At 62.6% G+C, this 15165-nt stretch carries 12 protein-coding genes and 1 tRNA gene; 7 read left to right on the top strand and 6 right to left on the bottom strand.

The features are described 5' to 3' along the window. Window positions 1-33: 33 nt before the first annotated feature. Genes I6F21_RS00770 through I6F21_RS00780 form a run of 3 tightly spaced genes read right to left on the bottom strand, consistent with a single transcriptional unit; the run spans window position 34 to window position 3991 of the window. A complete protein-coding gene (locus I6F21_RS00770) occupies window positions 34-1983 on the bottom strand; it encodes a molybdopterin biosynthesis protein (RefSeq protein WP_225139056.1) in 1950 nt (649 codons plus the stop codon). A gap of 13 nt (window positions 1984-1996) precedes the next feature. Further along, a complete protein-coding gene (locus I6F21_RS00775) occupies window positions 1997-3103 on the bottom strand; it encodes a molybdopterin-binding protein (protein ID WP_036026618.1) in 1107 nt (368 codons plus the stop codon). Between the two features lie 60 nt (window positions 3104-3163). Beyond that, the gene (locus tag I6F21_RS00780; RefSeq protein ID WP_225139057.1) at window positions 3164-3991 is read right to left on the bottom strand and encodes a substrate-binding domain-containing protein; all 828 of its coding nucleotides are present in this window, start codon (window positions 3989-3991) and stop codon (window positions 3164-3166) included. A gap of 282 nt (window positions 3992-4273) precedes the next feature. On the opposite strand from I6F21_RS00780, the gene I6F21_RS00785 reads away from it, so the two are divergent. After that, a complete protein-coding gene (locus tag I6F21_RS00785) occupies window positions 4274-5167 on the top strand; it encodes a helix-turn-helix transcriptional regulator (protein WP_225135022.1) in 894 nt (297 codons plus the stop codon). Window positions 5168-5268: 101 nt separating this feature from the next. Beyond that, a complete protein-coding gene (locus I6F21_RS00790) occupies window positions 5269-6483 on the top strand; it encodes an ABC transporter substrate-binding protein (RefSeq protein WP_225139058.1) in 1215 nt (404 codons plus the stop codon). A 68-nt stretch (window positions 6484-6551) separates the two neighbouring features. Here the strand turns inward: I6F21_RS00790 and I6F21_RS00795 are convergent, their stop codons facing one another. Further along, on the bottom strand, window positions 6552-7514 hold the full coding sequence (locus I6F21_RS00795; protein ID WP_225139059.1) for a TAXI family TRAP transporter solute-binding subunit: 963 nt from the start codon (window positions 7512-7514) through the stop codon (window positions 6552-6554). A gap of 107 nt (window positions 7515-7621) precedes the next feature. Here I6F21_RS00795 and I6F21_RS00800 point away from each other — a divergent pair, with 107 nt between their 5' ends. Further along, window positions 7622-8596: a tripartite tricarboxylate transporter substrate binding protein gene (locus I6F21_RS00800; RefSeq protein WP_225139060.1), complete on the top strand. Its 975-nt coding sequence runs from the start codon at window positions 7622-7624 to the stop codon at window positions 8594-8596. A gap of 124 nt (window positions 8597-8720) precedes the next feature. On the opposite strand, the gene I6F21_RS00805 is transcribed toward I6F21_RS00800, so the two are convergent. Next, the gene (locus I6F21_RS00805; protein ID WP_225182662.1) at window positions 8721-8858 is read right to left on the bottom strand and encodes a hypothetical protein; all 138 of its coding nucleotides are present in this window, start codon (window positions 8856-8858) and stop codon (window positions 8721-8723) included. Between the two features lie 75 nt (window positions 8859-8933). Between I6F21_RS00805 and I6F21_RS00810 the strand changes: the two genes are divergently transcribed. Next, window positions 8934-9009: transfer RNA gene (locus I6F21_RS00810), tRNA-Ile, on the top strand. A 17-nt stretch (window positions 9010-9026) separates the two neighbouring features. Here I6F21_RS00810 and I6F21_RS00815 read toward each other — a convergent pair. After that, window positions 9027-10277 carry a site-specific integrase gene (locus tag I6F21_RS00815; protein ID WP_225128271.1) on the bottom strand — a complete coding sequence of 417 codons (1251 nt, stop codon included), beginning with the start codon at window positions 10275-10277 and terminating at the stop codon, window positions 9027-9029. 1203 nt (window positions 10278-11480) lie between these two features. Here I6F21_RS00815 and I6F21_RS00820 point away from each other — a divergent pair. The 3 genes from I6F21_RS00820 to I6F21_RS00830 all read left to right on the top strand — a co-directional run bounded on the left by I6F21_RS00820 (window position 11481) and on the right by I6F21_RS00830 (window position 14622). Next, window positions 11481-12731, top strand: coding sequence for a recombinase family protein (locus I6F21_RS00820; RefSeq protein ID WP_225182663.1), 1251 nt, complete (start codon window positions 11481-11483; stop codon window positions 12729-12731). Between the two features lie 993 nt (window positions 12732-13724). Further along, a complete protein-coding gene (locus tag I6F21_RS00825) occupies window positions 13725-13922 on the top strand; it encodes a hypothetical protein (RefSeq protein WP_225128273.1) in 198 nt (65 codons plus the stop codon). Next, on the top strand, window positions 13885-14622 hold the full coding sequence (locus I6F21_RS00830) for a tyrosine-type recombinase/integrase (protein ID WP_225128274.1): 738 nt from the start codon (window positions 13885-13887) through the stop codon (window positions 14620-14622). The genes I6F21_RS00825 and I6F21_RS00830 overlap by 38 nt, the downstream gene beginning before the upstream one ends. Window positions 14623-15165 lie beyond the last annotated feature (543 nt).

Consider the following 15165-nt stretch of genomic DNA (forward strand, 5'->3'; position numbering starts at 1 on the left):
CTCTCATGGCTCGAACGCGTCGTGGTCCCTCGTCTATGCGGGCCGGAAGCCCGCTCGCGCGAGCGACGCGCGTACCTCGTTCGAGCCGAGTGCGTCGAGAAAAGCCTGCACTGCCGGCCGTTGCTTTCGCGCACTCACCACCGCGAAGTCATAATGCTCTTCCGCGAGCGGAATGAAACCGAGGCCGACCGCGTGGGCGACCGGCGCAATGGTCATGCCCCAGTCGGCGCGGTGCTGCGCGACGGCCGCCGCCACCGCATTGTGCGAACGCGGCTGGTTCCAGTAGCCTTCCGGCCGCGCGCCGCCGAGCAGCCGGTCGATCAGGATGCGGGTGCCGGCGCCCTGGTTGCGGTTGACCATGATGCAGGCGGGATCGGCGAGCGCTGCGGCAACAGCATCCCTTGCGCTCAGGCCCTCGAAACGTTTGTCGCCCTTGCGGAAGACAATGCCCTGCATCCGCCGCCAGCCGGCGACGAGCTCGAGTCCTTCGACGAGATAGGGCGTGTTGTAGGTCTCGCTGCGATCGTCGAACAGATGGATCGGCGCGAGATCGCATTCGCCACGTTTGGCTGCTGCAAGCCCGCCGAGGCTGCCGACCGCGATCGAGCGCACGGTGAGACCAGCATGCGCGAGCTGTTCGGTGACGAGATCGAGGCCGGTGCAATGGCTGCCGACGATGACGAGATCCGGCACGCGCACATGCGGCGTGAACAGCGTCACCTCGGTCTCGGTGCCGGCCGGCATCTGGTCGGCAAGTGCGTCGATGCGCAGAAAGCCGTCCGCCTGAGCAAAGGACGTGATCGCACCAGACCCCTTGCCGGAGGGATAGGCGATGAGGCCCTCCCTGCCCTCAACCAGCGAGACCATGACGAATTCGGTGCGGCCGAGCTCGGAAGCGATGCGTACCGGCACGGTCGCGTTCACCTTGGCATCGGAGCGCGGCGGCAGTCCGGCCATCCTGCGCAGCACCGGCACGATCATGTCGTGGAAGGTGAACATCGCCGAAGTCGGAAAACCCGGCAGGATCACGACAGGCTTGCCGTCGCACACCGCAAGACACAACGGCTTGCCGGGCTTGAGCGCGACGCCATGGGCGATGATGCCGGGTGCGCCGAGCCGGCTGATGATGCGATGAGAGAGGTCGCCCGCGCCTTTCGACGTGCCGCCCGAGAGCACCAGCATGTCGGCTTCCGCAAGCGCGTTGCGCATGGCGGCTTCGAGCCTGGCTTCGTCGTCCGGAACAGCGCCGAGGAAGACGGCCTCGCCACCGTTTTCGTCGACCGCGGCCGCGACGATGGCGCCATTGGTATCGTAGATCTCGGCGGGCCCGAGCACCTCGCCGGGCTGAACCAGCTCATCGCCGGTGGAGATCACGGCAACCCGCGGCCTGCGCGCGACACCCACCTCGGCGATGCCGCAAGCCGCCAGCATGCCGATCTCGCGCGAGCCGATGATGGTGCCGGCGCGCAGCAGCGCCTCGCCCCGCGCGATGTCGGAGCCGGCATACGAGACGAATTGCCCCGGCGAGACGGCGCGACGGACATCGATCGCATCCTGGCCGGCCGGCTGGGTGTGCTCGACCATCACCACGGCATCGGCGCCGCGCGGCAACGGACCGCCGGTGGCGATCGCCGTTGCGGTTCCGGCCGCCACCTGCAGCGTCGGCGCGGTCCCGCAATGAACGGTCTCGCCATTCAGCGCGAGGCGCACGGGCGCGCCCTCGCCGGCCGCCGCAAGGTCGGCGGAGCGCACGGCAAAGCCGTCGACATTGGAGCGGTCGAACGGCGGCACGTCGATCGTTGCCGTGATATCTTCGGCGAGGGCAGCGCCCAGCGCGGCTGCGAGCTTGCGCGTTTCAGTTCGAAGCGCGCGCGGGAACAAGGCCGCCTCGAAGCGCGCCAAGGCCTCTTCGCGCGACAGGATCTTGAGGAACTGCTCCTGCTCGAGCGCGCTGCGGTCCGGTGATTTCGGGATCATCGTCATGCCAGAACCCTTATCACGCCCGCATCAGATACGCATCGATCGGCGTACCTGCCGCAAATCCCTCGTCGCTGGCGGAAATGAGCAGCCATGCGTCCGCACGGGCGATGGCCTGAAGCGGCCATTCGCCCACGGCAAGCGGCATCCAGGCACGATGTTCCTCAGCCAGCAAAGCGATCTCCGTGATGCCGACGCTGGAGGCGATCTTTCGCGCAAGCGGCAGCGACACTTTTCGACGCGGCCGACGCGCCGACAAACGGTCCGCGAGCGGCAGCGCGAGTGCAAGCCAAGCTGCAAGCGCGGAATCGGGCGAGCCGGGCAAGGCGACGACGGGAACTCGTCCCAGCCGTCCGACCGCCGCCGTACGCCCCGGCTGCAGCGCAAGGCCGTGCGCCATGACCTCGCCGCGCCGGGCGAGGGCGGCGATGGCGGCGTCCTGGCGGCCGACGCCGCTGCCGCCGATGGTCAGCAGGACATCGCAGGAGGACGCATCGAGCGCATCGGCAATCGACGCTGCATCGCGCGCACGCGCTGGACGCGTTTCCACATCCAGTCCCGCTGTGTGCGCGATCCCGGCAATCGTCTGCGCCGCGACCGTCCCACCCGGCACATTGACTATGCGCAGCCGCGGCCGCCTCACGGCGAGTTTGTCCCCGCCCGCCGCACGCGCCAGCAACAGGTCCGCCGCACGGATGGGATGGCCGGCGTCCCCCACGGCCCTACGCGCGGTGATGTCGCTGCCTGCGCGCCTGACACCCTGCCCCGGCGCGCCCTCTGCGAGCACCTGGGCAAGCGGCCCCGACGTCTCCACGGCGTCGGCATCGAGCACGCAGTCGCATCCCGCCGGCATCGCCTCGCCCGCCTCGACCCATGCAGGAGCCATTGCCAGCGGCACGGGCGAGTAAGCGGACGCCCCGACGAGATCGTTGGCAGATAGCGCCCAACCATCTACGGCCGCAACATCCCGGGAAGGATAGGCGGCAAGCAGCGGCGCACCCGCCGCGATGCAGCCGATTGCGTCCGCCAGCGGCACCTCCATCGGCGCGACGGGATCAACGCCCCGCAGCAGCGCGGCGAGCGCGGTGTCGAGCGGCGTGAGCGAAGGCGGCAGGCGCTGGGTCATGCGCCATGAGGACCATGCATCGTCCGGTTTGGCAACCGCCGGCGGTGCCGGCCTCACCCCTCAGCCGCCCGACCTGTCCGAATTGGGGAAGAACAGCTGCTGTCCGTCCACCTTGTAGCCGGCGATCGCCGTCTGCCCCTCCGGCGATGTCAGCCAATCGACGAAGATCTGCGCGAGGTCCTTCTTCACGTTCGGGAACTTCGCAGGGTTCACCAGCATCACACCATATTGGTTGAGCAGCCGCCGGTCGCCTTCGACGACGATGTCGAGATCGCCGCGATCGCTGAACGCGATCCAGCTGCCGCGATCCGCAAGCACATAGGCATTGGCCGCGCGCGCGGCCCCGAGCGATGCGGCCATGCCGGGCCCGGCCTCGCGATACCAGGCGCCCTTGGCGCTCGCGATGTCGATGCCGGCGACGATCCAAAGCGCGAGCTCCGCGGCATGAGTGCCCGACCGATCGCCACGCGTCACGAACGGCGCGCCTTTGGCTTCGATCGCCTTCAGCGCCGTCGCGATGTCCTTGCCCTTTACGCCCGCGGGATCGCTCTTCGGCCCGATCAGCACATAGTCGCTGTACATCACGTCGTATCGCTTCACGCCAAAGCCGTCGGCGACGAACTTCTCCTCCTGAGGCCGCGCGTGCATCAGCACGACGTCGACCTCACCCCGCCGCGCCCCATCGAGCACTTCGTCGGCGCGCCGCGCGATCACGGTGACGTCGATGCCGGTCTTGTCGCGGAAGATCGGCAGCAGATAGTCGAGCAGCCCGGATTCCTGCGTCGCCGTCGTCGAAGCGAGGACAATGCTGCGGTCCTCCGCGGCCGAAGCCGCAACGCCTGCGGCAAGGCCGCAGAGAAGCGCAAGTGCAACGGACAGGCGGCCCATGATCGGGTTCCCTCAGGTTTGACGCCGTCATGATGATGATCGATTGCGCCGCACTCGTGACGCGTTTTTGCGCTGCCGGCCGGGAAATTTCGGCAACTTCATCGCGGCGCACCGGGCGCGCGATCTCTTTAGGATCGTTCACCAAAGCAGAGATCGCGCGTGCGGATGTGTTGCAAAGCAGCGAGATGATCGGGCATGGTTCCCTGCGACAAATATCTGAAATGCAGAATTCCACCTGCGTCGGACGTCAAAAAGAAGCAAGAATTTGCATAGGAATGCAGGATGGAATTCCTGACCACCAGCGAAGCCGCCGATTACCTTCGGCTCGGCGAACGCAAGCTTTACGAGCTCGTCACCACCGGTGCGATCCCCTGCAGCAAGGTGACGGGAAAATGGCTGTTCCCACGGCACGAGCTCGACCTCTGGGTCCTGTCGGGCCTTGCGCGTCCGGCCGGCATGTTGATCGCCGAGCCGCCGCCGGTCGTCGGCGGCAGCCACGACGAACTGCTCGATTGGAGCCTGCGCGAGTCCGGCTCGGGGCTCGGATCGATGAGCGAGGGCAGCGCGCGCGGGCTCGAGCGCTTGCAGCGCAATGAGGTGATGGCTGCGGCGGTGCACTTCCACGCGCTCGACGCCGGCGACAATTTCGCTAGCGATGCCAGCATCGAAGCGCTGCGGACCACGCCGGACCTGCATGATGCGGTGCTGATCGCGTTCGTGCGCCGCGAAGAGGGTCTCCTGCTGCCGCACGGCAATCCCAAGCACCTGCACAGCCTGACCGACGTGCTCGCAGCCGGGGCCCGGATGGCGATGCGGCAACAGGGCACGGGCGCGCAGATGCTGCTCGACGTGCTGCTCAAGCGCGCCGGCGCCTCGATGCGGGACTTGCGCCGGATCGAGACGCCGGCGCTGACCGGCCCGGATCTGGCCGAGCTGGTTCGCGCCGGCCAGGCCGATTGCGGCATCGCGACGCGCGCCGCGGCGCGCTCGGCCGGTCTCGATTTCGTGCCGCTGGTCTGGGAGAATTTCGACCTCGCGATGCGGCAGCGCAGCTATTTCCGCCCCGCCATGCAGGCCTTGCTCCGCTTCCTGAACGAGCGGCGGCTGCGCCAGCGCGCGGAGGAGCTGACCGGCTACGATCCCTCCCCCGCAGGACAGATCCGCTTCGCAGCCTGACATTGACGCCAGCCCCCTAATAGTTGCAAAAGAAACCAATTCGACCGGGCCATACCCGGACAAGCAACACCGGCCAATGAGCCGGATCAGGGAGGACGAGCGTGAACCCAATCAGATTTGGAGTGCCCGTCGCGGCCGCCTTGCTGGCGACCGTGCTGTCCGGCGCGGCGTCGGCGCAGGTTTCCGACGACGTCGTCAAGATCGGCGTGCTCACCGACATGAACGGCCCGGCCTCGGCGCCGACCGGCCAGGGCTCGGTGACCGCGGCGCAAATGGCGATCGACGATTTCGGCGGCAAGGTGCTCGGCAAGCCGATCAGCGTCGTGATCGGCGACCACCAACTCAAGGCCGACATCGGCGCTTCGCTGGCGCGGCGCTGGTTCGACGTCGAGCAGGTCGATCTGATCGTGGACGTGCCCGTCTCGGCGGTCGGGCTCGCGGTGCAGACCATCGCCAACGAGAAGAAGCGGCTGTTCATCACCCACTCCACCGGCACCGCGGACTTCCACGGCAAGTTCTGCTCGGCTTATGCCATCCAATGGGTGTTCGACACCCGCGCGCTCGCGGTCGGCACTGCGGATGCGGTGGTCAAGCGCGGCGGCGACAGCTGGTTCTTCATCACCGACGATTACGCCTTCGGCCATTCGCTGGAGCGCGACGCTTCCGCCGTCGTCACCGCCAATGGCGGCAAGGTGCTGGGCTCGGTGCGGCCGCCGCTGGCAACACCCGATCTCTCCTCCTTCGTGCTGCAGGCGCAGGCCTCCAAGGCCAAGATCATCGGCATTGCCGCCGGTCCCCCCAACAACATGAACGAGATCAAGACCGGCGCCGAGTTCGGCGTGTTCAAGGGCGGCCAGCAGATGGCGGCGCTGCTGGCGCTGATCACCGACATCCACGGCATCGGCCTACAGGCGGCGCAAGGCCTGCTGCTGACCACCTCGTTCTACTGGGACATGGACGACAAGACGCGCGAATGGTCGAAGCGCTATTTCGCCAAGATGAACCGGATGCCGTCGATGTGGCAGGCCGGCGTCTATTCCAGCGTGATGCACTATCTCAACGCCATCAAGGAGACCGGCAGCGACGATCCGCTGAAAGTGGCGGCCAAGATGCGCGAGAAGCCGATCGAGGATTTCTTCGCCCGCAACGGCAAGCTTCGCGAGGACAATCTGATGGTGCACGACCTCTGGCTGGTGCAGGTGAAGACGCCGGAGGAGAGCAAATATCCGTGGGACTATTACAAGATCCTCACGACCATTTCCGGCGACAAGGCGTTCGGCCCGCCGGACCCGGCGTGCCCGCTGGTGAAGAAGTGAGATTGGCGAGTGGCGAATAGGGAGTAGCGAATGGAAGCTTCCATTCGCTATTCGCAATTCGCCACTCGCTACTTCACCACCCCGATCTCGCGAAAATACTTCATCACGCCCGGATGGATCAGCTCCGGCCTCGGCGCGGCCGCGACCGTGTTCGCGGCGGTGGTCTCGCAGGCCTGCGCGAGCTTCTTGCAGAACGTCGCCTCGATACCGTGCAACGTCTTGGCGAGGCGGTAGGCGACGTCGTCGGGCAGATCCTCGCGCGTGAGGATGAAGCTCCAGGAACCGAGCGAGGCGATCGGCTCGGTCTGCTTCGGGTAGGAGCCGGCCGGCACGGTCAGCGGCTTCAGGAAGGCATGCCTGGCGCGGATGCGGGCGATCTCGTCCGCACTCGGCGCGATGAAGCGCGCGCCCGACGCGCTCGAAGCGACGGCGGCAAAGCCGGGCCAGCCGATGCCGGCGCCCCAGAGCGCGGCGACGCGGCCGTCCTCGACCATCGCGGGGCCGTCGCCGGCGCGGTCGAGATAAACAGCCTTGAAGTCCTCGTCCTGCTTAAGGCCGAGACCATCGAGCACATAACGGGCCAGGATCGGCAGGCCGGAGCCCCTGGCGCCAAACGCGACGGGTTGGCCGACGAGATCGCGGATCGTTGTGTACGGGCTGTCGGCGCGCACCACGAACATGCCGGGGTTGGAATAGATCGCCGTGAGGATCTTGAGCCGAACCGGCGCCCGGCCGATGCCGGCGAAGGCCTCGTAGGCCGGCTCGCCCGCAACCAGCGCAAGATCGAGCTCGCCCTTCTCTAGAAGCGGGATGTTCTCGTTGCTGCCCTTGGTGTTGCGCGGGGCGATGGTGAGATGCGGATCGGCCGCGTTCATCACCTCCGCGAAGGCGTTGCCATAGAGCGGGAAGCCGCCGCCGGGCGTCGCTGTTCCCAAGCTGATCGTCGCGGTCGGAATGGCCGTGCCTCCGGTCTGGGCGGCGGCGGGGCTGGCGAGCAGCGCCGCACCGAGAAGGATCATCGCGAATCTCATGGTCGCCCCTGACGGACCTGCGTCAACACCGACTTGCGACGATGTAGGCAGCGACCTGATTTTGTGAAAGCATGCCGCGCAAAGACAATAGAATAATGGGAGGTGTCATGTTGCGAATTTTGCGTCACGGTGTTTTCGGGCTCGCAGTCCTGTTCGGTCTTTTCAGCGCCGCCCCTCCCGCCGCCGCCGGCTATCCGGACCGGCCCGTGCACTGGCTGATCGGCTTTTCCGCCGGCGGCCCGGTCGACATCGTGGCGCGGATCATGGCGCAGTGGCTGTCGGACCGGTTTGGCCAGCAATTCATCGTCGAGAACCGCACCGGCTCGGGCGGCAACATCGCCGCGGCGGCCGCGATCAGCTCGCCGCCGGACGGCTACACGCTGCTGTTCGTCGCGCCCAACAACGCGATCTCGACCTCGCTCTACAAGAAGCTGCCGTTCGACTTTTTGCGCGACACCACCCCAGTCGCGAGCATCATGCAGCTCACCAACATGCTGGTCGTCTCCAACGCGTTTCCGGCGAAGACGGTCCAGGAGTTCATCGATTATTGCAAAGCCAATCCCGGCAAGATCACCTACGCCTCCTCCGGCAACGGCACCTCGGTGCACATGTCGGCCGAGCTGTTCAAGGCGATGACGAAGTGCGACATGGTGCACGTGCCCTATCGCGGCTCGGCGGTCGCCTATCCCGACATCATCTCCAACAAGGTGCAGCTCATCTTCGACAATTTGCCCTCCGCGATGGAGCAGGTGAAGGGCGGCAACGTCCGTGCGCTGGGTGTGACCTCGCCGCAGCGCTGGCCGAGCGCGCCCGACGTGCCCGCGATCGCCGAGACCGTGCCAGGCTTCGAATCGGTCGGCTTCTACGGCATCTCCGCGCCGAAGGGCACTCCGGCCGAGGTGATCGAGATCCTCAACAAGGCCGTCGGCGAAGCGCTGAAGGACCCGAAGCTGGTGGCAAAGCTCGCCGAGACTGGCGGCATCCCCAAGCCGATGACGCCGGCCGAGTTCGGCAAGCTGGTCGCGGACGAGACCGCGAAGTGGCGCAAGGTGGTCGAGTTCGCCGGGGTCTCGGTGGACTAGGCAGCGGCCGTGCCGCCGAGCGCAGCCGCACATGTTCGAGGGGGCCAACAGGCCCCCTCAAACAAATTGCGAAAACAACCCCATGCACAGTAGACGAGGCCAGTGATTTCAATGGGTTACCGCCTCACGTCGAAAAAACCTGCGAAAACGCGGTTTGCTTCGTCGGGCAAAACAGGGTTATACAGCCATCATCGCCAATTTCGGTTATTCGAAATTTATCAATGATGCCGTGCCGGCGTTCCCCATCCACCAGCGCCAGCATTGCACCCCCGCCTCAGGCCCTGTAAACGAACCGCGCACCGTTGCCGGCCGCGCTACCTGCGGCCGCCTCGCGGCGGGGCCTGTAGCTCAATGGTTAGAGCCGGCCGCTCATAACGGTCTGGTTGCAGGTTCGAGTCCTGCCGGGCCCACCAATAAAATCAGCAACTTATCAGGCCCCGTTTCGTCTGATCGGAATCACCGCACCAGAAACCGCACCAGATACGACCGCTTTTCGTTCGCCCGCGGGCTCGCGCTTGGCGATTTTCTCGACGGCGTCGGACAAATAGTCGGGATGGTGATGGCCATACGTGTTGAGCAGAACCTCAAGCGACATTCCGAGATAGCCTGCCGCCTGCCAAGGATCTGCCCCTCTCTGCATCAGCCAAGTAGCCGCGGTGTGTCGCAGAGTGTGAGGCGAGATGCCCGGACCAAGCCCTGCAAGCCTCACAGCACTCTTGAACGCCGTTTTGACCGAGGTAATCGGCCTTCCGTTGTACTCGACGAAATGCTTCGCCTCTGGATTAATCCGATGCCAGCGCCGCAGATGAGCTAGCAAGCGAAAGGGGATGGGCACCGTCGGTTGCCGCTTGTTGGTTTTGGCGCTGCCCTGTTTCAGACGGTAGTAGCGACCGCGCTCCAGGTCTACATAGGAGCGACCGATCGCCGGAATTGGAGACGAGGCTGCGATAGCTCCCGCACGGGTTCCGCTGTAGATGCCCAGCAAAATGAACCGCGCAAGATGGCGAAGGGGACGCTTGCTTGTGGGGACCTTCACGTCCTCCATCGGTCGGCGAGAGCCTTTTTGCATTTCGCGATAGCGCCAGCAGGTCCAAACCAATTTGGCCGCATCGCTGCGCGTCAGCCACTTGTCTCGGGGTTGCCCCTTCTCAGGCAGCGACACCTTCACGATTTCCCGATGATATCCTTCACCTGCATGGTGACCAATGGCAGCGCGGAGGTCTTCAAGGTCTCTGCGCGCGCCTCCCCTTTTGCCGCGCTTCTTGGCGTACGAGCGACATGCCTCCCCATTTACCTCGCCCAGCATTTTTGCTCCCCACCACTCGTTCAACCGTTCGATCCGCTTCTTGAACTTGCGGATATCGGGAATCGTATCTTCGCTCTCGCTATCGACCTTGAAACGACCGCGAAGCTTGTCCAGCTGCGCGTCCAAATAAATCGAGAGGACATCCGCAATAGCGATATCGTCTATGTGGCGAATTCGTCGCTTCGGGGTGTGTTTAGAGCTTATGTAGTCTCTTAGCTTTTCCTCCGCGGCCGCAATCTCATCTGCAGCGCAGCCTGTGCTGACATCCCGGCCGTTGTCTCTGATGATCCAGGTTGGCTGGTGAGTGATCTTTCCGCTCTTGTTTCGGCGGGCAGCCTTGAGCTGAAGTCGGGCGCCCTTGCTTCTTCGCGGCATAGCTCTCTCATCCGTTCTATATGAGCCAGCGTTGTAAATCTTTGCCGGCAATCTTCTGAATAATCAATTGACTCCGATCGCGCTCGCGACGCAAACCCGCGACCGTCATTCCCCTAAAGGAAATGCGATCTTCACGGCATCAGCAAGGCGAACAGAAGTACCAGGTGTAATTTCAGGTTGCGCTCGATCCTTTCGGACCTGTAACCGTGTGCGGTGTGGCGAGCCTTGCAAACGACTGCCTCGAAATGAAGCCATCACTTCGCTCATCGAACGATCGGGCATGCTAATCGTGCAATCGCGCAAGTACCTGGACGGGATCAGCGAGAGTCGCGTTGGATGGTAAGCGCTCCAAGCATCGATTACCTGCTCCGGTGGGAATGGGTCTTTCCCATTCGGCCACTCATGGTAGGAGGCTGCAGGCTGCTCGAAAGGCCAGGTTCCTGCACTCGAATTCAGCGCGTTAAAACATGGGAGGCTCTGCCGAAAAGAAGAGTCGTTTGCCTGACGACATCATCGGCATTTGGTTGAGCAGACGGCCCGCCTCTATCGCGATGACGCGACGGAATGTCTGGTTTCGGGCTTCTCACCGCTAAGAAACCAATGCCATGGTTTGTCGTCCAGGCGCGCCCTCAATCTCAGTCTCAATGTAGTGAGGCGTGAGTCGAAATGGTTGCCTTACTTGGTCGCGCCCTCGATGATCCACGCTTGGACCCGAGCTGGCGCGACCGAATAATACCAACACTCGCACCTGCAACGCGCGGTGTGAGGCGTCTATCTCGTAAGCGCCATCCAGAATAGACGAGGCTGATCAGAGGAGCCGCCGGTGATCTGCTAGCAGAGCTGGAAGAAAGCAGGCATTGGCACCAGCTTTTTCAAACCCTATCCGAGCAGTGATCGAGACATGCACTTCCCATCTATTGCGGATTACAGAGAAGGATTGATACAGCCATAGTATAAGACCGCCAATGCGCTAACTATACGGCGCACCGAAGACATACTTTTCCCGGATCGCGCCCTCCGCCGCTGGGCGTTGTAGATGCTCCTTGAACGAGCTCCTTAGCACGCGAGCTGCGAAGAGAGGTGGTCGCCCAACTGCGTCGATACCGGCGGCGATGCGGGACTATTTTCTTCAATTGATGTAATTATTGCTGCAAGCGTCGCATAGATGTTTGATTTGCTCCGGTGTAACTTTCGGGAGCGAGAATGATGGCCAACGCGCTCGAGATCTATAAGGCTCATCCGGTACGATCGCAGCTCGGCATGAGAGCGGCACAATATGTCCGCATGTCGACACAACGGCAGCAATACTCGATTCAGAATCAGGCTGCTGTGATTGCAGCATACGCGCACGCCCATAGCCTGACCATTGTACGAACCTATCGCGATGAGGGAGAGAGCGGCCTGCTCATCAAGAACAGGGCCGGTCTTATACAGCTCATCAAGGATGTCCAAACAGGAGCAGCCGATTTCGGTCATATTCTGGTCTATGACGTAAGCCGGTGGGGCCGCTTTCAGGACGTCGATGAGAGCGCGTATTACGAATTCGTGTGCAAACAGGCAGGCATCAACATCGTGTATTGTGCTGAGCAGTTTGATAATGACGGCAGCGTGCTCTCCAGCATCATCAAAAACATCAAGCGCGTAATGGCGGCCGAGTACAGTCGTGAGCTTTCGGCGAAGGTTCACGCTGCGCAGTGCCGGTTCGCCCGACTTGGCTTCAAGCTTGGAGGTCGCCCTGGTTATGCTCTCTTGCGAGAACTTGTCGATCAGAGTCAGCGGTCGCGAGGCGTGCTGAAGAACGGTGACCAAAAATACCTCATGACTGATCACGTCCGAGTGCGCCCCGGCATTCCCGAGGAAGTAGCCGTGGTCAAGTGGATCTTCGAGCGCTTTCTGCAGATAAAGTCGGAAGCGATTATCGCCCGGGAGCTAAACCGGAGGGCCATACTCACGAGCACGGGAGTTCGGTGGACGCGCGCAGCGGTTAACATGGTGCTTAGAAACGAGAACTACATTGGAAACCTGACCTTCAACCGCCGATCACGCAAGCTGCGGCGGACCTGCACCTGCAATCCTCCCGAGCTTTGGATCACCAGCGAGAGATGTATCGAGCCGATCATCGAACGCGAAGTCTTCCTGAAAGTAAACAAGATCATTGAGGAACGGCGTGTCGATATCACTGAAGAGGAGATGCTTGCCCGTCTACGCAAAACGCTGCTCAAGGAAGGGCGCCTGAGCTCTGCTATCCATAGCCAGCACGGTCGGCCTTCCCTGCGCTTCCACCTATCAAACTCACTTCGGCAGCATGATGAACGTGTATCGCTTAATCGGCTACACTCCCAAGCGAAACTATGCATTTCTCGAGTCGCGCCCGCGCTGGGCAGAGCAAGAGGCCAAGCTCGGCTCTCACATCGCCATGGCCATCAGGAAAGCTGGTGGTCGCATCATCTCTAGCAACCGGACCGATTACTTGCGCGTGCGTGGATCGGTCAACATCTCAATTCGATCAGCCCTCTGCTGCGGAAGGCAAAATCGAGCGCCGTATTGGTCGATCAAGCGCAGGGCACGCCTGCCTCAGGGCTGGATCGCCGCCATCAGGCTGTCTGAGCATAACGAGTCAGTGCTCGATTACGTGCTGCTGTCGGCCGACGGGAAAGCGAAACGAACCATAAACTTTTCTGAGAGGGCTCGCGTTCGCCGTGGAATCGCTCGCTTCGATACCCCTGACGCTTTGGCTCGAGCGATCGCCAAGCTAGTAACACTTAAAGACCGTTGTGCGCCAGCACCACAGGACAAGCGATCGAGACCAAAGCAGCTCAACACCAAGAACGCCCGCACGCGGCGCTGATCAGACGCAGGCACAAAACTCCGCAAAGCAGTGCTTCTTAATATTTAGAAGCTTGTCCAGATTTCGAGCGCCTTCGCTCTTGCCGCGTGCCGCATCATGTTCCACTCCAAGTCCGTGATCATGCCCTGACCGATTTCCACGCCAGGCTGGCTGAACATACGACAGCCGATCCGACGCTCTTTGTTCAGCCGCATTTTCGGGTTTGCTCGCAATCCGGCGCCATTCACAGCAGTGGAGCACAGGGTGACCGAGCCGCGTGGCATCTCTAAAAAAACAAGCTGCGGCTTACGCTGGCTGCGAGTCGCTTTCGGCGTTCACCGAATGGGTTCGACGCGGAATCATGCCTAGACCGATTCCCGGAACCACGCAAATGGGATAGAAAAGCTATTGACGCGGCCCTTGACCGGCTATCTGGTTTACAGCCTAAGATTGAAGCTCAACTAACACCATACGACGCATGGAAGGCTTCCCAGAATGCGAGTGCGGCTGAAAGGGATCAACTGGTCCATAAAAAGCTCGCTGACGGTACATCGAAGACCTACTGGTACGCTTGGAAAGGAGGCCCGCGCATTGACGCGGAACCCGGCACACCGGAGTTTATGCGGCTCTACAACGAAGCAGTGTCGTCGTACACAACGAAGACTGCCGAGACGTTCAGCTCGCTCATCGACTACTTCAAGGACTGTAGCGAGTACAAAGATCTCGGCGACAAGAGTAAGCGCGCTTACGACGGATATCTCAAGCTCATCGAGGCCAAGTTTGGATCGATGCCAATCGGCGCTCTCGAAGAGGGGTGACTTCAAAGAGTTTCGTGATTCATTCTCCGATACGCCGCGCAAGGCGGACTACGTTTGGACAACGATCGCGCGTGTTCTGTCGGTTGCGAAGGATCGCGGCAAGATCGCAGTGAACGTTTGCGCGCGGCTTTACGACTCTGATCGATCGGAGATCGTGTGGAGCGCCGAGGACATCCGGGCCTTCTGCAGCGTTGCGTCCGTTGAGCTGCAGGCGGCTCTACTGCTTGCACTGTGGACGGGCCAGCGCCAAGGGGACCTGCTGCGCCTAACTTGGAAGGACTACGATGGCACGTACATCCGGATGCGTCAGTCTAAGGGACGCGGCAGCAAGGGCAGGCGCCGTGTAACCATACCGGTGGGGCCGACGCTAAAGGCGGCGCTTGATGCTGCGCTCAAGGAAAAGCGCTCTGCAGTGACCATTTTGGTCAATTCGTTCGGACGGCCGTGGACGGAGGACGGCTTCAGGACGAGCTGGGACAAGACCTTTAAGAAAACGTCCTTGAAGGACCTGCACTTTCATGATTTGCGCGGCACTGCTGTTACGCGCCTCGCGCTATCCAACTGCTCGGTGCCGGAGATCGCCTCGATCACCGGCCACTCGATGAAGACCGTGCAGGAGATTCTGGACGCGCACTACCTGGGTGGCCGGCTCGAACTCGCGGAGTCAGCGATCAAAAAGCTGAGCGAAGTGTACGGGTAGGAACCACGGATTGGGATCTCGGTCGCCAAGGCTTCTGCGTGAGAGAGTGCTCCACGCCGCCGCGGAAACGAGCTAGCCGCTGCGGTAACGCGCAGCCATCCCGCCATCGGCGTACGGACAATGAACAGATTTCTCAAACCGGACGTCAAACCGAATGGTCCGTTCTGACGTGCACTGCTGTAAGTGCTTGATTTGCTTGGTGGGCGCACCAGGGCTCGAACCTGGGACCCGCTGATTAAGAGTCTCGAATTGTCCGTTTTGCACTCGGGAACCGCCAATTGCCGCATGTAATGAGAGGCGCGCTTCTCGAAGAGCAGATTTCGCATACACCTTGGACGGGTGGCCGATCCGAAGGGCCTCGCGCACTCACAAGTACCGCGTTCAAGATATGCCGAAGCGTAAGATCGATAGACTCGCTCGCGCCAAAGCCCGGCCCGATCCTGCACAGTGGGGGGAGGACGAAGTGATGACGCTGATCGAGGCCGTTACCGTATTTTTTCCGCACGGTCCATTGACCTTATCATCGTTGCGCAGGGCCGCAGC

This window comes from Bradyrhizobium sp. NBAIM03, from assembly GCF_020194055.1.
Taxonomy (GTDB): domain Bacteria; phylum Pseudomonadota; class Alphaproteobacteria; order Rhizobiales; family Xanthobacteraceae; genus Bradyrhizobium; species Bradyrhizobium yuanmingense.